The sequence below is a fragment of the Kribbella sp. NPDC056861 genome (assembly GCF_040687575.1).
In the GTDB taxonomy this organism is placed as follows: domain Bacteria; phylum Actinomycetota; class Actinomycetes; order Propionibacteriales; family Kribbellaceae; genus Kribbella.
In genome coordinates this window covers 223,531-247,771 of the sequence record NZ_JBFBNQ010000002.1, presented here as the reverse complement: position 1 = coordinate 247,771, position 24,241 = coordinate 223,531, and the positions used below count along the sequence as shown (strand labels likewise).

The following is a 24,241-nucleotide window of genomic DNA, read 5'->3' as shown; positions in this document are numbered from 1 at the left end:
AGGCCTGACGTAGGCCGGTTTCCTCGCCGCGGAGTTTCGTCGTACGCCGGTCGAACCTGACCCCGCAGTACACACACTCTCGCGAGGAGACCCGCACCCATGGCCCCCAAGAATCAGCCGAAGCCCGTCCAGCAGCCGTCCGCGATGCCGATCGGGCGCTACAGCGCGTTCCCGCCGATCGACCTGCCGGACCGGAGCTGGCCGGCCAAGTCGGTCGACAAGACCCCGCGCTGGCTGTCCACCGACCTGCGGGACGGCAACCAGGCGCTGGTCGAGCCGATGTCGCCGGCCCGCAAGCGGCGGATGTTCGACCTGCTGGTGAAGATGGGCTACAAGGAGATCGAGGTCGGGTTCCCCAGCGCCAGCCAGTACGACTTCGACTTCGTCCGCAGCCTGATCGAGGGCGACGCGATCCCTGAGGACGTCACCATCTCGGTGCTGACCCAGGCCCGCGAGGAGCTGATCGAGCGGACCGTGCAGTCGCTGCAGGGGTCGCCGAAGGCCACCATCCACCTGTACAACGCGACCGCGCCGCTGTTCCGCCGGGTGGTCTTCAACGTCGACAAGGCCGAGTGCCGCAACATCGCGGTCCGCGGTACCGAGACGGTGATGAAGTACGCCGACGAGATCCTGGGCGACTGCGAGTTCGGCTACCAGTACAGCCCGGAGATCTTCACCGGCACCGAGCTGGAGTTCGCGCTGGACGTCTGCGAGGCGGTCAGCGACGTCTGGCAGCCGGCCGAGGGCCGCGAGATCATCCTGAACCTGCCGGCCACCGTCGAGATGTCGACGCCGAACGTCTACGCCGACCAGATCGAGTGGTTCGGCCGGAACCTCACCCGGCGCGAGTTCAGCACGATCAGCCTGCACCCGCACAACGACCGCGGGACCGCGGTGGCCGCGACCGAGCTGGCCCTGATGGCCGGCGGCGACCGGGTCGAGGGCTGCCTGTTCGGCCACGGCGAGCGGACCGGCAACGTCGACCTGGTGACGCTGGGGATGAACCTGTTCAGCCAGGGCATCGACCCGCAGATCGACTTCTCCGACATCGACGACATCCGCCGCACGGTCGAGTACTGCACCCAGATGCGGGTCCCCGAGCGGCAGCCGTACGCCGGTGACCTGGTCTACACCGCCTTCTCCGGCTCGCACCAGGACGCGATCAAGAAGGGTCTGGAGGCGCTGGACAAGCAGGCCGCCGCCGAGGGAATCCCGGTCGGCCAGGTGCACTGGGAGGCGCCGTACCTGCCGATCGACCCGAAGGACGTCGGCCGCTCGTACGAGGCGGTCATCCGGGTCAACTCGCAGTCCGGCAAGGGCGGCGTCGCGTACATCATGAAGTCCGAGCACCGGCTCGACCTGCCGCGCCGGCTGCAGATCGAGTTCAGCCGGGTGATCCAGCAGCACACCGACGCCGAGGGCGGCGAGGTCGGTCCCCAGCAGATGTGGGACATCTTCGAGGCGGAGTACCTGGCGCCGGGCAAGCTGTCGCTGCTGACCGTGAACTCGACCTCGGGCGAGGGCCAGAACGACGGCCTGCGGGTCCAGGTGTACTCCAACGGCGTCCCGCACGAACTGGTTGGCGAGGGCAACGGTCCGGTCTCGGCGTTCGTCGACGCGATCCAGCCGCTGAAGTACGACGTCCGGGTGCTGGACTACCACGAGCACGCGCTCTCGGCCGGCGGTGACGCGCTGGCCGCGGCGTACGTCGAGTGCGAGGTCGGCGACGAGGTCTTCTGGGGGGTCGGCCGCGACGCCAACATCCTGACCGCGTCGCTGAAGGCGGTCGTCTCGGCGATCAACCGCGCCACTCGCTAAACCTGTGGTGCATCACCCCCGGAGCTGGTTGGCTCTGGGGGTGATCACCGTGCGCGAGGTCGACCCCCACGACACTGCTGTCTTCGAGGCCTGGTACGCCGTACTGCGGGCCGGCGCCACCGCCGATCGGCCGGCCGCGATCGTGGAGACCTACCAGGCGCTCGCCTCGTCTCTGGGGTCGGTGAACCCGGTCAAGGCCCGGCTCGCGGTCGGCGCCTTCGAGGGTGAGCGGCTGGTCGGCGCGCTGCTGTTCGAGTACTTGCTGCACAGCGATCTGGACACCGTCTCGGTCGAGATCGACGTCGCCCCGGCGGACCGTCGACGCGGGGTCGCGACCGCGCTGTGGGGCTGGGCGAGATCCCGCGCGGCCGACCTGGAGCGGACCATCTTCCAGTGCGAGCTCGCCGTGCCCGAGGGCTTCACCCCCGACACCTGGCCAGGCAGCGTCTTCGCCGCCAAGCTCGGCTTCGCCGTCGAGAACGTCGAGGACCACTTGGTGGTCGAGCTGCCGTGGACAGGCTCGGTCGAGGTCGAGCCGCTGGACGGTTATGTGCTGACCTCCTGGGCGGGCCCGTGCCCCGAGGAACACCTCCAGGCACTCGCCGACCTGCAGACCGCGATGGACCGCGACGTCCCCACCGGCGGCATGACCAAGGACCTCGTCCCCTGGGACGCGGAGAAGATGCGCGCCCGCCAGGAGCGCACCGCCCGCAACTACCTCACGCTATACACGATGGCGCAGACCACTGACGGCGCCCCCGCCGGCTACACGATCATCTACCTGCCCAAGGCCAACCCCGACGCCGCCCAGCAGGACGACACCCTCGTACTCCGAGAGCACCGCGGCCACAACCTCGGCACCCACCTGAAACTCGCCAACCTCGCCCAACTCGCCCAGCACCGAACCACCCAGACCCTGCTGCACACCTGGACCGCCGAAACCAACACCCCGATGCAGAAAGTCAACGCCCGCTTCGGTTTCCAGCCCCGCGAGAAGAACATCGAAGCCCAACTCCAGCTCCCCACACCCACACTTCGACCGGCAGCGCGTGCCGTAGTACTGGATGCCGAGGACCGGGTGCTGCTGATGCGGTTCGAGTTCGCTGGGGACACGGTCGTCTGGGCAGCCCCGGGTGGTGGAGTGGAGCCGGGAGAGTCGTTGCTCGAGGCCCTTTCCCGGGAGCTCGCCGAGGAGATCGGCCTCGACGTACCGGCCGATCCGGCACACCTGTGGCATCAGGTGACGGTCGCTCCTGGCCATGCCACCGGGTACGACGGAGTCACCAACGACTACTTCCTGATCCGGGTCGACTCGTTCACCCCGGCCGGCACGATGTCCGCAGCCGAGCTGGAGGCCGAGAACGTGCACGGGTACCGCTGGTGGACCCCTGAGGAACTCCTAGCCCACGACGGGCCGGAGTGGTTGTCTCCTCGTGCGCTTCCGCATCTCCTGCAGGCCGTCCTCACCGACGGCCCACCACCCGAACCGATCTTCCAGACAACCTGACCCGCTCGGTCAGTGGTGTGAGAAGGCTGTGTGAGGTCTGTTAGGGGGCGGGACAGCGGGGGCCGGGGGATTTAGCGTCGGGGGTGTGAAGACCTCGAGTGTTCCTTTGTTTGTGCCTACCCGGGTGGCCGGGGCGCCGGATGTGGCGGCTCCGCAGTGGGGGCGGCGGCCGGATGGTGTGCGGGTGGGGATCGCGTTCAGTTCGGCGGAGTTGTTGCGGGCGGCAACTGGGCCGCGGCAGGAGTGGGTCCGGCTGCACGAGAGTGAGTTGCGGGAGTTGCTGGCGGCGTACGGGATCGGCGTGATTCAGCTGGACCCGGTGCTGGTCGGGCCGGAGGTTGCTGTTCGTGCGCCGGAACTGGTGGCCTGAAGTGCGGCGAGAGCGGCTGGATCCCGAGTTCGTCGCGATCCTGCGGATCGTGCTCGTGATGGCCGCTCTCGCCGGGTTGCTGCACTGGCTGGGGTGATCAGTCGCCGTTCAGCGGATCGGAGGCGAAGGCGACGACGGTGTTGCGGAAGTAGACGGGGTCGGCGAACGTGGCCGGGACCTTGCCGAGGCCGTTGATCACGGTCGCGGTGCCGCTCGCGCGGCCGACGGCGTACAGGAAGCCGGTCTTGGTCTCCTTGTCGATACCGAGCAGCAGCGTGCCGTGCTGGCCGCAGCGCTCCGCGATCAGGGTCTCGAAGCCTTGCCAGGTGGAGCTGCGGACCTTCGTCACCACCGGCTTGAGCGGACTGCTGAGCGGGATCCGGATCGTGTAGAGCGCGCCGCCGCGGGCGTTCGCCAGGAAGGTGTCGTACGACGGGGTCTGGCTGATCAACGCCATCGTCTTCACCGAGCTGAAGCCGGCGTAGGTGCCGGCCGCGATCCACTGACCCTTGTCGCCGATCCGCCAGCGCGCCAGTACGCCGTCCTTGCGCAGCGCGTACTCGTAGGTGTGCCAGGTCCCGCCGGGCCGGCCGCTCTGGTCGAAGCGCGACTCCTCGTAGAAGCTGAACTGGTCCCAGCCGCCGCCGATCTTGCGCAGGGTGGTCGGCTTGTCCAGCTCGTTGGTCTGGTAGAAGCCCGCGTAGAGCGAGGTGCCGAGCACGAGCTTGCCGTAGTTGTCCGAGCCGGCGATGTTGGGTTCGCTGATCCAGGAACCACTGAGCTTGGCCACGCCGGGGGCGAACCGGATCGGGGTGACGTGCTTGGCGCTCGCGGTCGGCGGGGTGCCGGCGGTGATCTCCTGCCCGGTGTGGCCACCGACCGAGTCCACCGAACCCAGCGCCAGACGGCAGGCAGCGCTCGGCTGGGTGGCGGTCGCGGCGGCACCGCTCGCCGGGAGGGTGGCGGTTGCCCCCAGCACCAGCGAGGCGAGGCTCGCCGCGGCGATCGACAGTCGTCTCTTGTTCATGACGCCCTTTCTCCAAGCTCCGTCGTCAGAGATCTAGATGCGGGCGGCTTTGGAAAAGTTACAGCCGGCGCTCCCAGGTCAGCCGGCCTTCGTCCATCAGGGCGTGTCCGTCGGCGCCGGCCGCGACGCTCGGGTCGTGGGTCGCGATGACGACGGCGGCGCCCCGGTCGGCCTCCGCGCGGAGCAGTTCGAGGACGCGCTCCCGGTTGGTGCTGTCGAGCTCGCTGGTCGACTCGTCGGCCAGGATCACCTTGCCGCGCTGGGCCAGCCCGCGCGCGACGGCCACGCGTTGCTGCTCGCCGCCGGACAGCTCCTCGACCAGGTGGTCGCCGCTCTCCTCCAGCCCGACGGCGGTGAGCGCCTTCACGATGATCTCGTCGATCGACTCGAGTGCCTCGTCCCGGTCCTCGTCGTCGGTCGGGAGCTTGTGCTCGGCCAGCAACGGCACCGACAGGTTCTCCCGCGCGGTCAGCACCCGGGCCAGCCCGTTGCCCTGCGGAATCAGTACTACGCCGTGCCGGGCCGCGCTCGGCCGGTTCACGATCTCCAGCCCGTCGACCTCGACCGTCCCGGACTTCGCCGCCACCGCGCCGGCGATTGCCCACAGCAACGAACTCTTGCCGGCGCCGGACGGCCCGCTGACCGCCAGCACATAGCCCGGTGGCACCCGCAGCGAGACGTCGGCCACCGCGACCAGATCGTCGTACGCGACAGTGAGATTGGTGACGGTGATCATGCTTCGTCCTCCCGCTCGACCGGCGTCAACCGGACCTCGCCGTCCTCGGTGGTGGTGACGCGCAACAACGTGCCCGGTGGCAGGAGTTCCGCGACATGCGGGGGCAGTGGCAACGACCCGTCGGTGGCAACCACTGCGAACTCCTCACCAGAGCGGCCTTCCGACGCGATCCGGCCGTCCTTGATCGTGATGGTCCGCGGCAGCACAGCGGCCACCTCGGGGTCGTGCGTGATCAGCAGGACGGTCATCCCGGTCGCCTGGTTGACCGTCGAGATCGCTGCCAGTACTTCGTCCCGCGCCCGGTGGTCGAGCTGGCTGGTCGGCTCGTCCGCGAGCAGCAGCCCGGGGAAGGTGGCGATCCCGACGGCGACCGCGCAGAGCTGGATCTGGCCTGGCGTGATCCGCTCCAGCGGTGTCTGTGCTTGGTTGCTCAGGCCAACGAGTTCGAGAACCTCGCGCGGACCCGGCAGCGGTCGGCCGCGCGCGGCGGCGCGCTGGGCGTACCGGACGTTGTCCTCCGGCGTGAGGTACGGGATCAGGTTGCGGCCGGCGCCCTGCAACACGATGCCGACATCGCCGGCCCGCATCCGGTCCAGCTCGGCCTCGGTCATCGAGGCGATGTGGTGCTCGCCGATCTGCAGCCGGCCGGCGCTCGGCGTCAGCAGTCCGCCGCACAACTGCAGCAGGGTGGACTTCCCGGCGCCGGACGGGCCGAGCAGCCCGACCAGTTCACCGGCCCGGACGCTGATCCCGATCCCGGACAGGGCCGCGACGTCGTGACCCTGGCTGCGATAGATGTGCACCAGGCCGGAGGTTTTGATCGCGAGGCCGGTCATGACAGTTCCTCCCTGATCCGGGTGTAGCCGGCTCGCCTGTTGACGCCGGTGCCGAGCAGCAGCGTGGTGACGGCCATGATCGCCGTACTGGTCACAGTCAGGATCAGCGCGACCGGCCAGTTGATGCCCAGCTCGAGCGGGATTGCCGACGGCAACAAGGTCGGCGCGAACAGCGGGATCAGCGGCAGTGCGACGTACGCGCCGATGATGCCGCAGGCCGAGCCGAGCAGCGCCGCCAGCGTGACCGGACCGGCCTGCTCCCAGCGCGCGGCGCGTCCGGTCGTCGCCGCCGGTACGCCGGTGATCCGCAGGCTCGCGTAGTCCTGCGCCCGGGACCGCCACGACGTCACGATCATCAGCAGCAACACGATGATCGCCAACGCCCAGCCGGCGACGCCGATCACCGGCGTGAGCTGCAGCGCGAGCGCGCTGGCGGAGCGGCCGTAGCTCGCGAGCCGGTCGGCCTTGCGGTCGACCAGGGTGGCGATGATGCCGGCCTGGCCGAGTCCGTCGATGATCTCGGCGGAGTGCGCGAGACCGTCCGCGTTCAGCCAGATCTCGAAGTCGGTGCTGGTGTCGGCGACGCTGCCGCCCAGCCGGCGGACCGATTCCAGGTCGACCACCGCGGTGTGGTCGGTGTAGCGGGGGACCGTGCTACGCAGCCGGTCGACCTTCGTGACCGGGACGGAGATCCCGTCCAGACCGGGCACGGTCTGCGCCTCGCCGAACCGGTAGTCCGGGGTCACCAGGGCCGGAAGTTGCGGCGGGATTCTGGCGGTCTGGAGGTCGAGCGTCGCGCCGGTGCTGGTGACCCCCATGATCAGCCCGCCCGATCCGCCGTCCGAGGCGGTAATGCTGCCCTGGGACGCGTCGCCATCCGGCTGTTGCGCCGGGAGCCAGTTGGTCGCCTTGCCGAGCGGGACGGACGGCTGGGTGTCGGTGCTGACCTTGTCGATGGCGAGCTCGCCGCGCAGGCCGGCGGAGTCGCCGAGTTCGCGAGCGACGCCGAGCCGGATCAGGTGGCAGGACTTCGCGCAGTCGACCTTGGTGCTGAGTTGGACCGGCTTGCCGGCCACCAGCCGCAGCGGCGGAAACGACACCACGTACCGCGATCCGGTCCGGAGGCTGAAAACGGTCGCCTGCAGGACGACCGACTCACCCGGTGGTCCGGCCACGGGCACTTCGCCGCTCAGGTTGGGCGCCGCGTACGGCAGGATCTCGCCGGGGGTGGCGGTGATGGTCAGCCGCTCACCCCGGACCTCGACCGCGGCCGGTTCCGAAGGGGCCCTGATCGCGCGGATTCCGTCGGCGTCGGTGAGCTTGTCGCCACGGAAGGCGATCCGCTGGAAGCTGTCCGGTTCGATCATCAGGGCCCGCAGGCCGCTGTTGTTCGCGGGGTAGGACAGCACCACCGGCGTGAGCCAGTTGCGGTTCTTGTCGATCCGGTCGGCCGCGGCGGTGAAGTCGCCGAGAGTGTTCACCTCCATCGCCAGCACCCCCTCGGCGCCGATCTCGTAGCCGGCCCGGAAGTCGCGGTTGCGATCGGCGACCGACGAGGCCTGGCCGGCGAAGCTCACCAGGGCGGCGGCCACCGCGACGACCGCGACGATCCGGGTGACCGCCGGGCGGCGGGCGACCTGCAGGGCGCCGAGCGCGAGACCCAGCCGGCCGCGGCGGAGTGCCTGGCGACTGATCAGCCCGGCGATGGGAAGCAGCAGATGGGCGAAGGTCAGCCCGACGGCCAGTGCGAGCAGGCTGGGCGTGAGGACCGGCAGTGGGCCGCGGCCGCCGCCGGTCAATGCGCCGACCAGTCCGACGGTGGCGACCACGATGATCACGACGTCGATCAGGCCGATGGTCCGGCCGCGGCGCCGCGGCACGATTCGCCGCAGCAAGGTCGAGATCGGCTGCCGGATGACGCTGCGAATCGTCCCTGCCACCACCGCGAGCCCGACGAGAGCGGCGAGTGCGACGGCCGCCGGAACGGTCCAGGGCAGCTCCAGCGGAGCCCCGCCGTTCAACCAGGTACTTCGGACGATCAGCAGCACGCCGAAGCCGACCATGGCCCCGGCGAGAGTGCCGATCAGGACGGGAACACTCAGCTCGACGGCCAGCGCCCGCCCGGATCGCCGGGCACCGGAACCGCGCAGCCGCGAGACGGCCAGCTCCGGCCGCCGTTGGTCGACCACCGCAGCCAGGGCCAGAGCCAGTACGACGACGCCGAACAGCGCGACCTGCACCATCACCAACGGGATGATCGTCGCGGCCTGCCGGCGCTCCGCTTTGATCCCGTCGATGATGCCGACCAGCCCGGAGGTGTTGTGGGCCGCCAGGTTGATCTCGGACGCCTTGGCATCGGCCTCGTCGGTGACCTGCCGGAGCCGCTCCAGGTCGTCGACCCGCACCTTGCCCGGCAGCGGGTGCGTGTCCAGAGTCGAGTGACTGCCCCAGCCCTCGGTCAAGGTGTCGCGCCCGGTGAGCAGATGGTCGGAGGTCGCGCCCCGGGTCTCGCTGGCGGGCATCGAGTGGCCGGTGGGGCCGCGTCCGTACCAGTACCTGTCGAGATCGTCGGCCTGGTAGATCCCGACGACCCGCAGCGTGCCGCCACCGGCGTACTGGCTCGCGATGGCTTTGATGGTGGCGCCGATCTTGGTGCCGAAGTTCTTCAGGTCGACGGTCGAGACGGCGACCTCGTTGGCGGCGTTGGGGCAGCGGCCCTCGGTCAGCACCAGGCGGGCGCAGTACCCGTCGCGCCACTCGGCCCGGCCGGCGATGTTCGTCTTCTGGCCCTGCAGTCCCCAGCTGATCGCGACGGTCATGCCCAGCGACGGCGGGCTGAACAGGGGTTTGAGGTCGTCCGGGACGATCTTCGCCAGCTCTTCCGGCGGCACCGCGGTGGCCGGCCCGGTGGCGGACGGTGGTGGCGTCCCCTCCAGCTGCCAGGCGGCCGACAGCCAGCGGGTCTGCAGCGTCTCGGTGGTCACCGTCTGCTCGACCGCACGCGAGAACCACGGCGCGAACGCCGCGCAGGTGCCGATCAGCAGACTCACGCCCGCGAGGACGAGCATCTGCGACCATCGGTATCGCAGTGCCTGCCGGAGGAACGTCACTGGCCACCCCTAACCCTTGAGCTCCCGCCCGAAGATACGGAAAGCGGGGTGCTGACCGACCGTCAGCGGCCAAATGACACAGAGTCGTTGCCTGCGAGGTGCGTCCGGACGGCTACTCGGGGTGATCGGCCGCCCTGGTGCCGGGAAATCGTGGTCCGGCGGTAAGTTCGGGGTATGCGTGAATCCCAGCTCGGCGAACTGACCGTTTCCAGCCTCGGCCTCGGCTGCATGGGGATGTCCCAGTCGTACGGCGTGCAGAGTGACGAGGCGGAGTCGATCGCCACCGTGCACGCCGCGATCGACGCGGGCTGCACCTTCATCGACACCGCCGACATCTACGGCGCCGGGGCCAACGAGGAGCTGGTCGGGCGGGCCCTGGCCGGGCGTCGTGACGAGGTGGTGCTGGCGACCAAGTTCGGGTTCCAGAGTGCTGCCTCGGGGTCGGCACTGCCGAGCAACGTGAACGGCCGGCCGGAGTACGCGCGAGCTGCCATCGACGCGTCGCTGCAGCGGCTCGGCGTGGACTCGGTGGATCTCTGGTACCTGCACCGGCGCGATCCGGAGGTGCCGATCGAGGAGACCGTGGGGGCGATGGCCGAGGCGGTTGCCGCTGGCAAGGTTCGGTACCTGGGGTTGTCGGAGGTGTCGGGCGAGACGGTTCGGGCGGCGCACGCGGTGCACCCGATCAGCGCGGTACAGAGTGAGTGGTCGCTGTGGACGCGCGACCCGGAGACCGGCGTCCTGCCGACGCTGCGCGAGCTGGGGGTCGGGTTCGTGCCGTTCAGCCCGCTGGGGCGTGGGTTCCTGACCGGGCAGCTCACCTCGCCGGACGACTTCGAGCCGGACGACATGCGGCGCGGGTTGCCGCGGTTCAGTGGCGAGAACTTCCAGCGCAACCTTGACCTGGTCGCTCGGGTGAAGGAGCTCGCGGCCGCGAAGGGCGTGCTGCCGAGTCAGCTCGCGCTCGCCTGGTTGCTTGCGCAAGGCAATGACATTGCGCCGATCCCGGGGACCAAGCGACGGACGTACCTGGCCGAAAACCTCGGTGCTGTTGACGTTTCGCTGTCCGAGGACGAGCTGGCCGCGCTTGACGCGGCGTTCCCGCCGGATGCGGTGGCGGGCGACCGGTATGCGCCGAGCGGGATGAAGCAGGTGGGTAAGTGATCGGCGTTACCGGGTCGACTGGGCAGCTCGGATCGCGGGTCGCGCGCCGGTTGGCGGCCAGTGGAGTGCCGCAGCGGTTGATCGTGCGGGATCCGGCGCGGGCGCCCGAGTTGGCAGGAGCCGAGGTGGCGCAGGCGGCGTACGGCGAGAGTGCCGCGTTGCTGAACGCGCTGGACGGGGTGACGACCTTGTTGTTGCTCAGCGCAACGGAATCGGCGGATCGGGTCTCCCTGCACACGGCAACGGTGGATGCGGCGGTGGCGGCCGGGGTGCAGCGGATCGTCTACACGTCGTTCGTCGGCGCTTCGCCGGCCGCGACCTTCACCTTCGCGCGCGATCACTGGCACACCGAGAAGCATCTGCGCGAGACGGGGGTCGACTTCACCTTCCTGCGGGACAACCTGTACCTCGACTTCGTGCCGGGATTCGTCGGTGAGGACGGAGTGATCCGCGGGCCGGCCGGCGACGGGCGGGTTGCCGCGGTTGCGCGGGACGACGTCGCTGAGGTGGCCGCTGCGGTGCTGGTGGCCGATGGGCATTCTGGGCAGACGTACGACCTCACCGGGCCGTCGGCGTTCACGTTGAACGAGGCAGCTGGGCTGATGAGCGAGGCGTGGGGGCGGTCGGTGCGATACGAGGCCGAGACGCTCGACGAGGCCTACCAGTCGCGCGAAGGCTTCGGGGCGCCGTCGTGGGAGGTGGCCGGCTGGGTCACGTCGTACGCCGCGATCGCGAGTGGCGAGCTGAGCAAGGTGAGCAGTGCGGTGGAGGATCTCACCGGTCATCCGCCCACCGGGCTCGCGGAGTACCTGGCCAAGACCTGAGACAATGGCGGTATGCCGCTCTATCGTGACGAGGCGATCGTGCTCCGGGTCCAGAAACTGGGCGAAGCCGATCGGATCGCCACGCTCCTGTGCCGCAGCCACGGCAAGATCCGGGCCGTCGCCAAGGGGGTCCGGCGGACGTCGTCCAAGTTCGGCGCCCAACTCGAGCCGTTCAGCCACGTCGACCTGCAACTCGCGACCGGCCGCAGCCTCGACGTGGTCACCCAGGCGGTCTCGATCGCGCCGTACGGGTTGGGCATTGTCAGCGACTACGCCCGCTACACCGCCGGCACCGTTCTGCTGGAGACCGCGGACCGCCTGGTCGTGGAGGAGAAGGAGCCTGCCACCCAGCAACACCTGCTGCTGGCCGGCGCCTTGCGCGTTCTGTCGGCCGGTGATCGCACCCCGGGGCTGATCCTGGACTCGTACTTCCTCCGCTCGCTGGCGATCTCGGGATACGCGCCGTCCTTCGAGGACTGCGCGAAATGCGGCGAACCAGGCCCACACCGAGCCTTCAACCCGGCCGCCGGTGGCATGGTCTGTGCGACCTGCCGACCGCCTGCTTCCGCCATGCCTGCTCCCGCCACCATCGTGCTGCTGGGTGCGCTCCTGGCCGGCGACTGGCCCACCGCGGAGCGCACCGACCTCCGCACCCGGCGCGAGGCCTCGACTCTTGTCTCCGCCTTCACGACGTACCACCTGGATCGCCTCCGGTCCCTCCGCCACCTGGACCTGACCACCGATTCCCGGCAGCTGGACCTCCCCGCCGAAGCCTGAGGGGCTGCGGGCGGCCGTGGTCCGCGGGTTTGGGAGGATCGGGGCATGTCGCCAATTGGTCGTCGTCGGAGTCGGGTCGAGCGGGTTGCGCGGGGGGAGGTGGTCGCTCCCGAGCCGCATCCGTCCGGGGCCCGGCCGCCGCAGATCCAGCGGGAGCTGATCCCGAACCACGTGGCGATCGTGATGGACGGCAACGGGCGCTGGGCGAAGGCGCGGAACCTGCCGCGGACCGAAGGGCACAAGGCCGGCGAGTCCTCGCTGCTCGACGTGATCCGGGGCGGGATCGACATCGGGGTGAAGTACATCTCGGCGTACGCGTTCTCCACCGAGAACTGGGCCCGGTCGCCGGAGGAGGTCCGGTTCCTGATGGGCTTCAACCGCGACGTGATCCACCGGCGCCGCGACGAGCTGGACGCGATGGGCGTGCGGGTGGTCTGGTCCGGGCGCCGGCCGCGGTTGTGGAAGAGCGTGATCGACGAGCTCGAGGACGCCCAGGAGCGGACCAGGGACAACGACACCATCACGCTCCAGTTCTGTGTGAACTACGGCGGCCAGGCGGAGATCGCGGACGCGATGAAGTCGATCGCGGCCGAGGTGGCCGCCGGCAGGCTGAAGCCGGACCGGATCACCGAGAAGACGATCGCCCGGCACCTCTACAACCCCGACATCCCGCCGGTCGACCTGTTCGTCCGGTCGTCGGGGGAGCAGCGGACCTCGAACTTCCTGGTCTGGCAGCTCGCGTACGCCGAGATGGTCTTCCTCGACACGCTCTGGCCGGACTTCGACCGGCGCGACCTGTGGCGCGCGATCGAGCTCTACGCCCAGCGCGATCGCCGGTACGGCGGCGCCGTCCCCAATCAGGTGGAGCCGAACTGACAGCCGGTACGTCGTACTCGCCGTGAGCCTGCCGAGGTCTAGGCTCGCGAGTTGGTCAGCGGTTTGTCGCCAGAGGGAGTTGTCGAGCGTGGATGAGCAGCAGTCGTCGGACGAGCAGGTGCCGGTGGTCGACGGGCAGGCGGCGTACGAGAACCTGCGGGACGCCGGGGACGTGATCGAGGAGATGGCCGCGAGCCTGCGCGAGGTACTCGCCGCGGACGACGAGCTGCCCTGGGTCCAGGTCGACGACGATGACTCGCAGGAGAGCAAATGAGCGCCGAGCAGGCGGCCTACCTGGCTGACCAGGTGGCAGCTGCCATCAACGAGGCGCGCAGGACGCTGAGCCGGAGCGCGGATCACGCCGAGGAGCTCGGCGCGCTGGTTCGGCAGGTCGAGGGCAGTGTCGAGGAGCTGAACTACAGCGGCAGCCAGGCCGGCCGGGCCGACGTACCGACCCGGTTCCTGCAGGACGCTCAGGACTACGCGTCGCAGGTGCACCGCAAGCTTGGTCAGGGCGAGGAGTTGATCGACGACGTTCGCGGTCAGCTCGATCAGACCCGTGATCATCTGGCCAACGGGCGGCGTGGGCTCGACGAGCTGACTCGGGTGCCCGAGCAGCGCAGCGAGGTCACCGACAGCCTGCGTCAGCGGCTGGACACGCTGGACGCTGCCGTCCGGACCGCCGGGCGGCAGGTGGAGCAGGTGTCCCGCAAGTTCGGTGTTGCCCAGGGCAACGTCGAGCCGATGGTCGAGGATGCTCGCAACGGGAGGCTGCAGGGTGTCACCTCTGCGTCGGTCGCCAGTACGGGTGCGTCGGCGGGGAACAACGTCCAGCAGGCCAAGCAGCAGTTGAACGAGCTGCGGGACGGGTTCGACCGGGCGGCGCCGGAGGCCAACGCGGCGATGCGCGACGCGGCGGAGCTGGAGCAGGCGGCGCGGGCTGGGTTCAACCCGCCGGTCGGGCAGGGCGCTGCTGCTGGTTCGGCGCAGTCGACCTACCGGGGTGGTTCTGGCGGTGCGGACCGCCAGAACAGCTACGAACGGTAATTAGCGGCGAGGGGACGGGAGCAGGCCTCGTTCGATCGCGACGGTGACTGCGTGGGTGCGGTCGTCGACGTCCAGCTTGGTGAAGAGGCGCTGCAGGTGCGTCTTGACCGTCGCCTCGCCGATGAACAGCTCGCGGCCGATCTCCGCATTACTCAGGCCGCGAGCGACCGCCGCCAGCACCTCCAGTTCGCGAGGTGACGGCTGGACCGCGGCGGGCGCGGCCGGCGTACGGAGTCGGGACATCAAGCGTGCCGCGACTGGCGGCGCCAGCACCGTCTCGCCGCGAGAAGCAGCGCGGATCCCGTCGAGCAACTCAGCGTGGGGCGTGTCCTTCAGCAGATAGCCCGCCGCGCCCGCCTCGACGGCGTGCAGGATGTCGGTGTCCGTGTCGTACGTCGTCAGCACCAGCACCTTCGTCGCCGGATAGCCCGACACGATCGCCCCGGTCGCCGACACCCCGTCGCGGCGCGGCATCCGCAGATCCATCAGCACCACGTCCGGCCGGGTCGACTCGACCAGCGCGAGCGCCTCCTCGCCGTCACCCGCCTCGCCGACCACCTCGATGTCGTTGGTCACCGCGAGCATCCCGATCAGCCCCGACCGGACCACCGGATGGTCGTCCACCACCAGTACGCGAACCATCGTCACCCTTCCTGCCCCGTCGCCGGGATGAGTACCTGCACCCGCGTACCGCGCCCCGGCGCGCTGTCCACCGAGACCGTCCCACCGGATTCCTCGACCCGGCCCCGCATCGCCGCCAGCCCATAGCCACCCGAGGACGCGCCAGGCGAGAACCCGGATCCGTCGTCACTGATCTCGATCGCCACCCCGTCGGCGGACATCCCGAGCAGGATCCGCACCCGGGTCGCCCCGGCATGCTTGCGCACATTGGCCAACGACTCCTGCGCCGCCCGCAGCAACACCACCTGCTGTCCCTGCGGCAACGCGGCGACCTCGTCGTCAGCCATATCCAGCGACACCTGTACGTCGACGCCGGTCTCCGCCGCGAACCGCTCACCCTGCCGTTGCAGTACTTCGGCCAACGTCGCACCGCTCAACGCGACCGGGGTGAACGCCGCCACCAGCGCCCGCGCCTCGGCCAGATTCTCCCGGGCCGTGTCCTCGATCGCGGCCAGCCGGCCGGCCACCGGGTCGACCGCGCCACGGGTCAGCTCGACCGCGGCCGTCTGCGAGAGCATCACGATGCTGGTCATCCCCTGCGCGAGCGTGTCGTGGATCTCGCGCGCCATCCGCTCCCGCTCGGCCATCACGCCGGCCGTGTGGTGCGCCGCGGCCAGCTCGTCGCGGGCCGCCTCGAGCTGCTCGATCAGCTCACCGCGCTGCTGGCTCTGGTCGATCACCCGGTCGATCCAGATCCCGAGCAACGTGCTGACGACCAGGCTGATCACCATCCACGGCAAGATGCCCCAGAACGCGTCGACCGACCAGCCGGCCCCCCACAGCTGGGCCGTGCCGACCGCGACCAGCATCAGCGCGCTGAGCACCACCGCGTCGCGGATCCGGTCGCTCAGCAGCCAGATCTGCGGCGAGACGATGAACAGCAGGAACACCGACTGCGGGAAGAGCGCGACCATCCCGCTCACGCAGACGATCATCAGGCCGCGGTACAGGTGCGCCTGCCAGCGGCTCCGGGAGACCATCGCCGGCATCGCGATCAGCCGGTAGGCGAGCCCCAGCACCCCGACCAGGACCAGGTAGCCGATCCGCCGCGGCGTACTCAGCTCGGGCGAGGCCGCGGCGGTGATCGCGGTGACGCCGAGCAGCGCGTAGAAGACCAGGTGCCAGGCGCCGAGCGTGCGGAGCCAGACCGGTTGCTGGACCTTGGCGCTGGAGACCTGCATACGCCCCATCTTCCTCCACGACCACCGCGGGCCGCTGACGGCGCCACCGGTGGTCGCGGAGTACGAGGTGCCGAACATCAGCCGGCGTCGCGCCGGGTCCACCGGAACACCCGCTGGGAGACGACCAGGCCGACCACCAGCCAGACGGCCAGCACGATCGCGCCGACGCCGAGGTGCCACGACTGGCCGGGCTCGGTGGTGACGAAGTCGGCCGGCAGGAAGACCGAGCGCATGCCCGAGGCCAGCCACTTGAGCGGGAAGACCGATGCCACCGCCCGCATCCACTCCGGCAGGCTGCTGTAGACGAAGTACACGCCGGACATGAACTGCAGCAGCAGGACCACCGGGGTGACCACCGCGGAGGCGGCCTTGCCGGACTGCGGGACGACGCTGAACGCGATGCCGAGCACCGAGCCCGACGCGGTGCCGAGGACGAAGATCCAGAGGAAGTCGAGCCACTTGGCCGGCTCGGACGGCAGGTCGACGCCGAGCAGCAGGTTCGAGATCGCCAGCAGCAGGACGATCTGCGCGATCGAGGTGATCAGGACCTGGCCGATCTTGCCGATGAAGTAGGCCTGCGGCGGCATCGGCGTACCGCGCAGCCGCTTGAGCAGACCCTCGTCCCGCTCCAGCGCGATGCTGAGCGCGAGCGACTGGAAGCTGCTCAGGAAGATGCCGGAGGCGATCATCCCGGGGGTGAAGTAGGTGGCGGCGTTGACGCCGTTGCCGAAGTCGGTGTCACCGAAGACGGCGGAGAAGATGGCCAGGAAGATGATCGGGAAGAAGAAGGTGAAGATCAGCGCCTCCTTCTGCCGGAAGAACTCGCGCACCTCCAGCTTGGTCCGGGCCAGGCCGACCGAGAGCGTGGACGGCAGCGGCTTGGTGGTGTGCGTGGCGGCCATCAGAGTGCTCCAGCTTCGATCGATGCGGCGTCGGCAGCGGCGGCGGTCGCCTTGCCGATCAGCTCCAGGTAGATGTCTTCCAGGCTCGGCCGCCGGACCTCGAGCTCCGGTACCTCGCCGCCGAAGCGGGCCATCAGCGCCGCCACCTCGGCCGTCGGCTCGTCGGTGCGCAGCTCGTGCGGCCCGTCCGCGTCCGACCAGGAGACCCGCGCGGTCCGTGCGCCGCGGCCACCGAGGGTTTCCGGCGTACCGACCTCGATCATCCGGCCGTCGGCGATCACCCCGACCCGGTCGGCCAGGTGCTCGGCCTCGTCCAGGTAGTGGGTGGTCAGCAGGATCGTCGTACCGCCGGTCCGCAGGCCCTCGATCAGGGTCCAGAACTGCCGGCGCGCCTCGGGGTCGAACCCGGTGGTCGGCTCGTCCAGGAACAGCAGCTCCGGGTTGCCGACCACGCCGAGCGCCACGTCGAGGCGGCGGCGCTGGCCGCCGGACAGCTTGCGCGGCCGGGTCTTGCGCTTGTCGGTCAGCCCGACGGCGGCGATCACCTCGTCGGGATCGCGCGGGTTCGGGTAGTAGCCGGCGTAGTGGCTGACCAGCTCGGCCACCGTCGACTCGGCCTCGTCGCGCGAGGTCTGCAGCACGATCCCGATCCGGCTGCGCCACAACCGGTCGCCCTGACCCGGGTCCGAGCCCAGCACGCTGATCTCGCCCTCGTCCGCACGGCGGTACCCCTCCAGCACCTCCGTGGTCGTGGTCTTGCCGGCGCCGTTCGGGCCGAGCAGGGCGAACACCTCACCGCGGTGGATGTCCAGGTCGATGCCGGCCACGGCGACCTTGTCCGGGTAGCGCTTGACGAGTCCGCGGACCCGTACGGCGATGTCTGTGTCGGTCATGGCTCCAGTCTGGTTTTTCCGCGCGCCGCCGGGGAGCACCGGACGGAGTACCGGTTGTCCACCGACCGGGGGACGCCGGCTGTACTCCTTTCCATCCCTTGGATAGCGTCAGCCCCATGAGTCAGACCGTGCGTGGAGTCGTGGCCCTCAGCAAGGGCGCCCCTGTAACCATCGAAGAGATCACCATCCCGGACCCGGGACCGGGCGAAGCAGTGGTCCAGGTGCAGGCGTGCGGCGTCTGCCACACCGACCTGCACTACCGCGAGGGCGGCATCAACGACGAGTTCCCGTTCCTGCTCGGGCACGAGGCGGCCGGCATCGTCGAGTCGGTCGGCGAGGGGGTCACCGACGTGGCGCCCGGCGACTTCGTGGTGCTGAACTGGCGGGCCGTCTGCGGCTCCTGCCGCGCCTGCCTGCGCGGGCGTCCGTGGTACTGCTTCAACACCCACAACGCCAAGCAGAAGATGACCCTTGCCGACGGCACCGAGCTGTCGCCCGCGCTCGGCATCGGCGCGTTCGCCGAGAAGACCCTGGTCGCGGCCGGTCAGTGCACGAAGGTCGACCCGGCCGCCAAGGCCGAGGTGGCCGGCCTGCTCGGCTGCGGCGTGATGGCGGGCCTCGGCGCCGCGGTGAACACCGGCAACGTCGGCCGCGGTGACACCGTCGCCGTGATCGGCTGCGGCGGCGTCGGAACCGCGGCCGTCGTCGGCGCGCGGCTGGCCGGCGCGGCCAAGGTGATCGCGATCGACCTCGACCAGCGCAAGCTCGACGTCGCCCAGGAGCTCGGCGCGACGCACTCGATCAACTCGAAGGGCCTGGGCCACGACGGCGTCGTCGAGGCGGTCCAGGAGCTGACCGGCGGGTTCGGCGCCGATGTGGTGATCGACGCGGTCGGCCGCCCGGAGACCTGGAAGCAGGCCTTCTACGCGCGCGACCTGGCCGGCACCGTGGTGCTGGTCGGCGTACCGACGCCGGAGATGACGCTCGACATGCCGCTGCTCGACTTCTTCGGCCGCGGTGGCTCGCTCAAGTCCAGCTGGTACGGCGACTGCCTGCCGTCGCGCGACTTCCCGCTGCTGGTCGACCTGCACCTGCAGGGCCGGCTGCCGCTGGAGCGGTTCGTCTCCGAGACGATCGCGCTGGACGAGGTCGAGGCCGCGTTCGAGAAGATGCACCACGGCGACGTGCTCCGCTCGGTCGTGGTGTTCTGATGGCGGCGCGGATCGAACGGGTCATCACGTCCGGCACGTTCAGCCTGGACGGCGGCACCTGGGATGTCGACAACAACGTCTGGCTGGTGGGGGACGACGAGGAGGTACTCGTCATCGACGCGGCCCACTCGGCCGACGCGATCGTCGAGGCGGTCGGCGGCCGTCGGGTGGTCGCCCTGGTCTGCACCCACGGTCACAACGACCACATCAACGCGGCCGGCGCGTTCTTCGAGGCCACCAAGGCGCCGATCTGGCTCAACCCGGCCGACCGGATGCTGTGGGACACGCAGTACGAGACGGCGCCGGACCACGAGCTCGCCGACGGCACCACCTTCGAGGTAGCCGGTACGACGCTGGTCGCGATCCACACGCCCGGCCACAGCCCCGGCAGCACCTGTCTCTACGCGGCCGACCTGCACGCGGTCTTCACCGGCGACACGCTCTTCCACGGTGGTCCCGGCGCGACCGGCCGCTCGTACTCCGACAAGCCGACCATCCTGGAGTCGATCGAGACCAAGCTGCTCGCGCTGCCGCCGGCCACGGTCGTGCACACCGGCCACGGTGACACGACCACCATCGGCGCCGAGATCGGCAACATCAACTGACCTGCCCGGAGGCCCGCCTGGATCAGGCGGGCTTCTGGCAGTCGGCGCAGGTGCCGAAGATCTCCAGGGTGTGGCTGACATCGGCGTAGCCGTGCTCGGCAGCGACCTTGTCGGCCCAGCGCTCGACGGCCGGGCCCTCCACCTCGACGGTCCGGCCGCAGTTGCGGCAGACCAGGTGATGGTGGTGTCCCTTCGAGCAACGCCGGTACGCCGTTTCGCCGTCCGCGGTGCGGAGCACATCGACCTCGTGCGAGTCGGCAAGCGCCTGCAGGGTCCGGTAGACGGTGGTCAGGCCGACGGCCTCACCCGCGCCCCGGAGCTCCTGGTGGATCTCCTGGGCCGTCCGGAAGTCGTCGAGATTGTCGAGCGCGGAAGCGACCGCCGCGCGCTGACGGGTCGAGCGTGTTCCGATGGCCACCGTTCCTCCTGTCATCCCTTCGCCACGTTTTCCGCAGCAACCCGGCCAATTCTCTCAGAGATCAACAAGTTAGTGCTCATCCCAGTGGTCTCCGTGAGCCGCATGGAGATGGCCGTCGTGAACGTAGTCGACGTGGTCGCCGTGCTCGATCTTGGGGTGGCCGCACTTCGGATCGTGCGCGTGCTGGTGCGAAGCGCTGACCACGTGGGGTTCCGGGGCCGGCAGGCCGAACTCGGGCTCCTCGTCGTGCAGCGGCGCGAGGACACCGCGGCGGCGCCGGAGCAGGGTGCCGGTGATCGCGGCGACGATGAAGCCGGCCAGGGCCAGCACGACGATCGTGGCGCCGGGAGCGACGTTCGCGTTGTAGGACGTGATGATCCCGGCCAGACAGGCCGTGACGCCGATCGCACAAGCAGTGACGAACGTACTGCGGAACGACCGCGTGAACTGCTGAGCGGTCGCCACCGGCACCACCATCAGCGCGCTGACCAGCAGCAACCCGACGGTCCGCATGGCGACCGTGACGGTCACCGCGGCCATCACGGCGATCAGCAGGTTCAGTAGCTGCACCCGGAGACCGGTGACGCGAGCGAACTCCTCGTCCTGGCACACGGCGAACAACTGCGGGCCCAGCCCGATCGCGATGACCAGCACGGTCACGGCCAGCCCGACCACGACGTACAGGTCGGTGGGGGAGACGGTGGTCAGCGAACCGAACAGGTAGGTGTTCAGAGTCGCTGCGCCCTGCCCTGCCAGCCCGATGAGCAGTACGCCGCCCGCTATGCCGCCGTAGAAGAGCAGTGCGAGCGCCACATCGCCACTGGCCTTGCCGCGGGCCCGGACCAGCTCGATCGCGCAGGCGCCGACGATAGCGACCAGTACTGCGGTCAGCACTGGCGCAGTACCGGTCAGGAGTCCCAGGGCGACACCAGTGATCGCGATGTGGCCGATGCCGTCGCCCATCAGGGACAGGCGGCGCTGCACGAGGTACGTGCCGATCGCGGGAGCGGACAGTCCGGTCAGCAGCCCGGCGATCAACGCCCGCTGCATGAACTCCAGCTCGAACAACGTCATGACAGCCACCCCGGCTCGTCTTCGATGGACCCGTGCGGGTGGACATGGGCGTGCGTCTGCGAGGCGTGCGGAGGACCGTCGTACACGATCCGGCCGCGGCGCAGTACGACGGAACGGTCGATCAGCGCGTCCATCGGGCCCAGGTCGTGGCTGACCAGTACTACGGTCGTGCCGCGCGACACCCGCTCCCGGATGGCGTCGGCGAAGATCGCCTGACTGGCGAGGTCGACCCCGGCCGTCGGCTCGTCCAGGACCAGCAGTTCGGGATCCGACACGAGCGCCCGGGCGATCAGCACGCGCTGCTGCTGGCCCCCGGAGAGGTCAGCGACCCCGTCCTTGCGCCGGTCGGCCATGTCAACGACCTCCAGCGCCTCGTCGACGGCAGCCCGGTCAGCTGCCTTCAGCGGCCGGAACAACCGCCGCTTCGAGAGCAGCCCCGATGACACCACCTCGGCCACAGTCGCCGGTACGCCGCCCGCTGCGGTGATCCGCTGCGGCACGTAACCGATGCGGCTCCACTGGCGGAAGCGCGGCACCGGCGTACCGAAGAGCTCGACCTTGCCGCGAGCGGCCGGCAGCAGGCCGACCACCGTGCGGATCAGGGTGGACTTGCCCGAGCCGTTGGTGCCGAGCACGGCGACGACCTCGCCCTGCCGGATCGACAGGTCGACCCCGCGCAGCACGAGACGACCGCCCAGGTCCACCGAGAGATCGGTGACCTGGACGGCCGAAGTGTTGGTGTCTGGAGGTGTCACGCGCAGCTGTTCGCCTTCCGGAGCTCCTGCAGATTCTCGCGCATCAGCGAGAGGTAGGTCTCCTGGGAGTTCGCGTCCGACAGGCCCTCGATCGGGCTCAGGACCGCGGTCTTGACGTGGACGTCGCGGGCGATCGACTCGGCCACCTTCGGGCTGACGAGCTCCTCGTAGAAGATCGTGGTGACCTGCTGCTTGCGCACGATCTCCTGGACCTCCTTGATCCGCGTCGGGGTCGGCTCGGCGTCCGGGGTGAATCCGGCGATTCCGACCATCGTCAGACCGTACCGCTTCGCGAGGTAGGCGAAGGCCTGATGACTCGTCACGAAGGTCTTCAACTTGCAGTTGGCCAGCCCGGCCTTGTACTCCGTGTCGAGCTTGCCGACGTCGCCGAGCAGGGCGGTGGCGCGCTGCTTGTAGGCGTCCGCGTGGTCGGGGTCGACCGAGACCAGTTTGTCGGTGACGGCCTGGACGACCCCGGCGTACCGGATCGGGTCGAGCCAGAAGTGCGGGTCGAGCGCGTCGTCGGTGTGCGTCTTGGGCGCGACGTACGCGGCGGGCGTCACCGAGTTGGTCGGCGTACCGGCGGCCTCGCCCTCCTCGTGCTCCTCGAAGTCGGCGCCGGTGGCCTCCAGCTTGGCGGCGGGCGCGATGTCGAAGCCGGCGTCCTTCGCGTTCTGGTCGACGGCCTCGTCGACGGCCGGCTGCAGGCCCTTCTCGAAGACCACCAGCTTGGCGCCGGCGATGGTGCCGACCTGCTTCGGCGTCAGCTCCAGGTCGTGCGGCTCGACGCCCGGGGCGGTCAGGGTGGTGACGTTGACGGCGTCGCCCCCCACCGACCGGGCGATGAACTCGAGCGGGTAGAACGAAGCGACCACGTCGAGCTTGCCGTCGGAGCCACCGGCGGCGTTGTCACCGCAACCTGCCAGAGTGACCACTGTCAGGGCGGCGAGCCCGGCGACGACTGCACGCGTACTAGATCTCATGACAATCATTTTCATTTAAGTGGGGATGGTTGTCAAAACAGGGAGTTGACGAATGGCCAAGCGGACCGTAGGACGGCGGCGCGCCGACACCAAGTCGAACCGCGGGCGCCGGCTCGAAATTCCGCAGGGTCACGGGCACGGACACGGCCACGGGCACGGTGATTCGGTGGTCGACACCTCGGTCGTGGACGCCGATGCGGTGGTCGCCCGGCGTGTCCGGATAGTGGTCGCCGCGGTGCTGATCCCGCTGATCGCGGCCGCGGTGATCGCGATGATCGTGATGTGGCCGGGTGGCGACATGAAGATCGCGGCGGCCGAGCAGACCGGGGCGAGCGGCACGGTGGTGTCGCTGGCGGAGTGTCCGGAGACTCCGGCCGACTGCGACGAGGCGAAGGTCAAGCTGCGGAGCGCGCCCGGAGCGGACAAGGGGCTCGAAGTACCGGTCGAGGTGCCGAAGGGGAAGAACGCGGCGGTGCCGATCAAGGTCGGCGACCGGCTGATCCTCGGCGTCCAGAAGGATGCGCCGATCGAGGGCAAGTACCAGTACGTCGATCACGATCGGTCGATTCCGCTGGTGGCGCTGGCCGGCGTGTTCGCGATCGCGGTGATCGCCTTGTCGCGATGGCGAGGGGTCGCGGCGCTGGGTGCGCTGGCGGTGACGGCGTTGACGCTGACGCAGTTCATCCTGCCGGCCATCCTGAAGGGTTCGAATCCGCTGCTGGTGGCGGTGGTCGGGGGCTCGGTGATCATGGTCATCGCGCTGTATCTGACGCACGGGATCAACGCGCAGTCGTCGGTGGCGCTGGCGGGGACGATCGCCGCGTTGGGGCTGACCGCGTTGCTGGGCTGGGGGTTCGTCAAGGTCAGCGCGTTCTCGGGGTTGGCGGGGGAGGGCGCGTCGGCGGTCAAGGCGTACGTGCCTGATCTCGACCTCACCGGGTTGCTGGTCGCGGGCATTGTGATCGGGTCTCTCGGTGTGCTCGACGACGTGACGGTGACCCAGGCGAGCGCGGTCTGGGAGCTGTCGGCGGCCAATCCGTCGGCCAGCCGGTCGGAGTTGATCGGCGCCGGGTTGCGGATCGGCCGCGCTCACGTGGCCTCGGTGGTCAACACTCTGGTGCTCGCCTACGCGGGCGCGGCGCTGCCGATCCTGATGGTCTTCGCGATCGGCGGGGTGTCGACGGGATACCTGCTCAGTACCGAGGTGGTGGCGGTCGAAGTCGTCCGAGGTCTGGTCGGAAGTCTCGGAATCATCGCCGCCGTCCCGCTGACCACCGCACTGGCCGCGATGGCGGTCGCGGATCGCTCCCGCGATCTGGTCGCCGGCCCGGTATCCGCTGCTCCGGCGGGAGAATCCGCAGTCTCCGAGTAGTTTCGGGGAATTTGGCGGTTGACACAACAAAGTCCCCGGCAGCATCTTCCCAAGGAGTCCTGAGGCGATCTAGA

The 24,241-nt window shown here is 69.7% G+C and carries 24 protein-coding genes; 12 read left to right on the top strand and 12 right to left on the bottom strand.

Annotation, left to right across the window (positions count from 1 at the left end):
* Nucleotides 1-99: 99 nt before the first annotated feature.
* From leuA to AB0P21_RS08200, 3 genes are all read left to right on the top strand, one after another.
* Nucleotides 100-1,818 carry a 2-isopropylmalate synthase gene (gene leuA / locus AB0P21_RS08210; protein WP_363694805.1) on the top strand — a complete coding sequence of 573 codons (1,719 nt, stop codon included), beginning with the start codon at nt 100-102 and terminating at the stop codon, nt 1,816-1,818.
* A 40-nt stretch (nt 1,819-1,858) separates the two neighbouring features.
* Complete coding sequence (locus tag AB0P21_RS08205; RefSeq protein ID WP_363694804.1) at nt 1,859-3,325, top strand: bifunctional GNAT family N-acetyltransferase/NUDIX hydrolase; 1,467 nt, start codon at nt 1,859-1,861, stop codon at nt 3,323-3,325.
* Nucleotides 3,326-3,410: 85 nt separating this feature from the next.
* The gene (locus AB0P21_RS08200; protein ID WP_363694802.1) at nt 3,411-3,695 is read left to right on the top strand and encodes an SAV_915 family protein; all 285 of its coding nucleotides are present in this window, start codon (nt 3,411-3,413) and stop codon (nt 3,693-3,695) included.
* Between the two features lie 97 nt (nt 3,696-3,792).
* Here AB0P21_RS08200 and AB0P21_RS08195 read toward each other — a convergent pair whose 3' ends face one another.
* Genes AB0P21_RS08195 through AB0P21_RS08180 form a run of 4 tightly spaced genes read right to left on the bottom strand, consistent with a single transcriptional unit; the run spans nt 3,793 to nt 9,404 of the window.
* The gene (locus AB0P21_RS08195; RefSeq protein WP_363694801.1) at nt 3,793-4,722 is read right to left on the bottom strand and encodes a hypothetical protein; all 930 of its coding nucleotides are present in this window, start codon (nt 4,720-4,722) and stop codon (nt 3,793-3,795) included.
* Between the two features lie 58 nt (nt 4,723-4,780).
* Complete coding sequence (locus tag AB0P21_RS08190) at nt 4,781-5,458, bottom strand: ATP-binding cassette domain-containing protein (RefSeq protein WP_363694799.1); 678 nt, start codon at nt 5,456-5,458, stop codon at nt 4,781-4,783.
* Nucleotides 5,455-6,294 carry an ATP-binding cassette domain-containing protein gene (locus AB0P21_RS08185; RefSeq protein ID WP_363694797.1) on the bottom strand — a complete coding sequence of 280 codons (840 nt, stop codon included), beginning with the start codon at nt 6,292-6,294 and terminating at the stop codon, nt 5,455-5,457. Before AB0P21_RS08185 ends, AB0P21_RS08190 begins: the two co-directional genes overlap by 4 nt.
* Nucleotides 6,291-9,404: an FtsX-like permease family protein gene (locus tag AB0P21_RS08180; RefSeq protein ID WP_363694795.1), complete on the bottom strand. Its 3,114-nt coding sequence runs from the start codon at nt 9,402-9,404 to the stop codon at nt 6,291-6,293. The genes AB0P21_RS08185 and AB0P21_RS08180 overlap by 4 nt, the downstream gene beginning before the upstream one ends.
* Before the next feature lie 174 nt (nt 9,405-9,578).
* On the opposite strand from AB0P21_RS08180, the gene AB0P21_RS08175 reads away from it, so the two are divergent.
* From AB0P21_RS08175 to AB0P21_RS08150, 6 genes are all read left to right on the top strand, one after another.
* Nucleotides 9,579-10,568, top strand: coding sequence for an aldo/keto reductase (locus tag AB0P21_RS08175; protein WP_363694793.1), 990 nt, complete (start codon nt 9,579-9,581; stop codon nt 10,566-10,568).
* Nucleotides 10,565-11,392, top strand: coding sequence for an SDR family oxidoreductase (locus AB0P21_RS08170; RefSeq protein ID WP_363694792.1), 828 nt, complete (start codon nt 10,565-10,567; stop codon nt 11,390-11,392). The genes AB0P21_RS08175 and AB0P21_RS08170 overlap by 4 nt, the downstream gene beginning before the upstream one ends.
* A gap of 12 nt (nt 11,393-11,404) precedes the next feature.
* Nucleotides 11,405-12,169, top strand: a complete 765-nt coding sequence (gene recO / locus AB0P21_RS08165) for a DNA repair protein RecO (protein WP_363694790.1) — start codon at nt 11,405-11,407, stop codon at nt 12,167-12,169.
* 45 nt (nt 12,170-12,214) lie between these two features.
* Nucleotides 12,215-13,045 carry an isoprenyl transferase gene (locus tag AB0P21_RS08160; RefSeq protein WP_363694788.1) on the top strand — a complete coding sequence of 277 codons (831 nt, stop codon included), beginning with the start codon at nt 12,215-12,217 and terminating at the stop codon, nt 13,043-13,045.
* 88 nt (nt 13,046-13,133) lie between these two features.
* Complete coding sequence (locus tag AB0P21_RS08155) at nt 13,134-13,319, top strand: hypothetical protein (RefSeq protein ID WP_363694786.1); 186 nt, start codon at nt 13,134-13,136, stop codon at nt 13,317-13,319.
* Nucleotides 13,316-14,092 (top strand): hypothetical protein, encoded by a 777-nt coding sequence (locus AB0P21_RS08150; RefSeq protein WP_363694784.1) that lies wholly within the window; start codon nt 13,316-13,318, stop codon nt 14,090-14,092. The genes AB0P21_RS08155 and AB0P21_RS08150 overlap by 4 nt, the downstream gene beginning before the upstream one ends.
* Here the strand turns inward: AB0P21_RS08150 and AB0P21_RS08145 are convergent, their stop codons facing one another.
* From AB0P21_RS08145 to AB0P21_RS08130, 4 genes are read right to left on the bottom strand one after another with little or no spacing between them, the layout of a single operon-like run.
* Nucleotides 14,093-14,734, bottom strand: a complete 642-nt coding sequence (locus tag AB0P21_RS08145; RefSeq protein ID WP_363694783.1) for a response regulator transcription factor — start codon at nt 14,732-14,734, stop codon at nt 14,093-14,095.
* Nucleotides 14,735-14,736: 2 nt separating this feature from the next.
* Nucleotides 14,737-16,056, bottom strand: a complete 1,320-nt coding sequence (locus AB0P21_RS08140) for a sensor histidine kinase (protein WP_363694781.1) — start codon at nt 16,054-16,056, stop codon at nt 14,737-14,739.
* Nucleotides 16,032-16,856 (bottom strand): ABC transporter permease, encoded by an 825-nt coding sequence (locus tag AB0P21_RS08135; protein ID WP_363694779.1) that lies wholly within the window; start codon nt 16,854-16,856, stop codon nt 16,032-16,034. Before AB0P21_RS08135 ends, AB0P21_RS08140 begins: the two co-directional genes overlap by 25 nt.
* Nucleotides 16,856-17,749, bottom strand: coding sequence for an ABC transporter ATP-binding protein (locus tag AB0P21_RS08130; protein WP_363694778.1), 894 nt, complete (start codon nt 17,747-17,749; stop codon nt 16,856-16,858). Before AB0P21_RS08130 ends, AB0P21_RS08135 begins: the two co-directional genes overlap by 1 nt.
* A gap of 116 nt (nt 17,750-17,865) precedes the next feature.
* Between AB0P21_RS08130 and AB0P21_RS08125 the strand changes: the two genes are divergently transcribed.
* The gene (locus tag AB0P21_RS08125) at nt 17,866-18,960 is read left to right on the top strand and encodes an S-(hydroxymethyl)mycothiol dehydrogenase (RefSeq protein WP_363694777.1); all 1,095 of its coding nucleotides are present in this window, start codon (nt 17,866-17,868) and stop codon (nt 18,958-18,960) included.
* Nucleotides 18,960-19,565 carry an MBL fold metallo-hydrolase gene (locus tag AB0P21_RS08120; protein ID WP_363694775.1) on the top strand — a complete coding sequence of 202 codons (606 nt, stop codon included), beginning with the start codon at nt 18,960-18,962 and terminating at the stop codon, nt 19,563-19,565. The genes AB0P21_RS08125 and AB0P21_RS08120 overlap by 1 nt, the downstream gene beginning before the upstream one ends.
* Nucleotides 19,566-19,587: 22 nt before the next feature.
* Here AB0P21_RS08120 and AB0P21_RS08115 read toward each other — a convergent pair whose 3' ends face one another.
* The 4 genes from AB0P21_RS08115 to AB0P21_RS08100 form a co-directional block, all read right to left on the bottom strand.
* Nucleotides 19,588-19,983: a Fur family transcriptional regulator gene (locus AB0P21_RS08115; RefSeq protein WP_363694774.1), complete on the bottom strand. Its 396-nt coding sequence runs from the start codon at nt 19,981-19,983 to the stop codon at nt 19,588-19,590.
* 69 nt (nt 19,984-20,052) lie between these two features.
* Nucleotides 20,053-21,057: a metal ABC transporter permease gene (locus AB0P21_RS08110; RefSeq protein ID WP_363694772.1), complete on the bottom strand. Its 1,005-nt coding sequence runs from the start codon at nt 21,055-21,057 to the stop codon at nt 20,053-20,055.
* The gene (locus AB0P21_RS08105) at nt 21,054-21,812 is read right to left on the bottom strand and encodes a metal ABC transporter ATP-binding protein (protein ID WP_363694771.1); all 759 of its coding nucleotides are present in this window, start codon (nt 21,810-21,812) and stop codon (nt 21,054-21,056) included. The genes AB0P21_RS08110 and AB0P21_RS08105 overlap by 4 nt, the downstream gene beginning before the upstream one ends.
* A complete protein-coding gene (locus AB0P21_RS08100) occupies nt 21,809-22,795 on the bottom strand; it encodes a metal ABC transporter substrate-binding protein (RefSeq protein WP_363694769.1) in 987 nt (328 codons plus the stop codon). Before AB0P21_RS08100 ends, AB0P21_RS08105 begins: the two co-directional genes overlap by 4 nt.
* Before the next feature lie 52 nt (nt 22,796-22,847).
* Between AB0P21_RS08100 and AB0P21_RS08095 the strand changes: the two genes are divergently transcribed.
* Entirely contained in the window at nt 22,848-24,167 is a 1,320-nt protein-coding gene (locus AB0P21_RS08095; protein WP_363694767.1) for a YibE/F family protein, read from the top strand.
* Nucleotides 24,168-24,241 lie beyond the last annotated feature (74 nt).

Excerpts from the sequence above, each read along its gene's own strand:
- AB0P21_RS08095 (WP_363694767.1), top strand. The coding sequence starts at position 22,848 with ATGGCCAAGCGGACCGTAGGACGGCGGCGCGCCGACACCAAGTCGAAC.
- AB0P21_RS08195 (WP_363694801.1), bottom strand. The coding sequence starts at position 4,722 with ATGAACAAGAGACGACTGTCGATCGCCGCGGCGAGCCTCGCCTCGCTG.
- AB0P21_RS08100 (WP_363694769.1), bottom strand. The coding sequence starts at position 22,795 with ATGAGATCTAGTACGCGTGCAGTCGTCGCCGGGCTCGCCGCCCTGACA.
- AB0P21_RS08150 (WP_363694784.1), top strand. The coding sequence starts at position 13,316 with ATGAGCGCCGAGCAGGCGGCCTACCTGGCTGACCAGGTGGCAGCTGCC.
- AB0P21_RS08190 (WP_363694799.1), bottom strand. The coding sequence starts at position 5,458 with ATGATCACCGTCACCAATCTCACTGTCGCGTACGACGATCTGGTCGCG.
- AB0P21_RS08110 (WP_363694772.1), bottom strand. The coding sequence starts at position 21,057 with ATGACGTTGTTCGAGCTGGAGTTCATGCAGCGGGCGTTGATCGCCGGG.
- AB0P21_RS08120 (WP_363694775.1), top strand. The coding sequence starts at position 18,960 with ATGGCGGCGCGGATCGAACGGGTCATCACGTCCGGCACGTTCAGCCTG.
- AB0P21_RS08130 (WP_363694778.1), bottom strand. The coding sequence starts at position 17,749 with ATGACCGACACAGACATCGCCGTACGGGTCCGCGGACTCGTCAAGCGC.
- AB0P21_RS08135 (WP_363694779.1), bottom strand. The coding sequence starts at position 16,856 with ATGGCCGCCACGCACACCACCAAGCCGCTGCCGTCCACGCTCTCGGTC.
- AB0P21_RS08160 (WP_363694788.1), top strand. The coding sequence starts at position 12,215 with ATGTCGCCAATTGGTCGTCGTCGGAGTCGGGTCGAGCGGGTTGCGCGG.
- AB0P21_RS08145 (WP_363694783.1), bottom strand. The coding sequence starts at position 14,734 with ATGGTTCGCGTACTGGTGGTGGACGACCATCCGGTGGTCCGGTCGGGG.
- leuA (WP_363694805.1), top strand. The coding sequence starts at position 100 with ATGGCCCCCAAGAATCAGCCGAAGCCCGTCCAGCAGCCGTCCGCGATG.
- AB0P21_RS08175 (WP_363694793.1), top strand. The coding sequence starts at position 9,579 with ATGCGTGAATCCCAGCTCGGCGAACTGACCGTTTCCAGCCTCGGCCTC.
- AB0P21_RS08185 (WP_363694797.1), bottom strand. The coding sequence starts at position 6,294 with ATGACCGGCCTCGCGATCAAAACCTCCGGCCTGGTGCACATCTATCGC.
- recO (WP_363694790.1), top strand. The coding sequence starts at position 11,405 with ATGCCGCTCTATCGTGACGAGGCGATCGTGCTCCGGGTCCAGAAACTG.
- AB0P21_RS08125 (WP_363694777.1), top strand. The coding sequence starts at position 17,866 with ATGAGTCAGACCGTGCGTGGAGTCGTGGCCCTCAGCAAGGGCGCCCCT.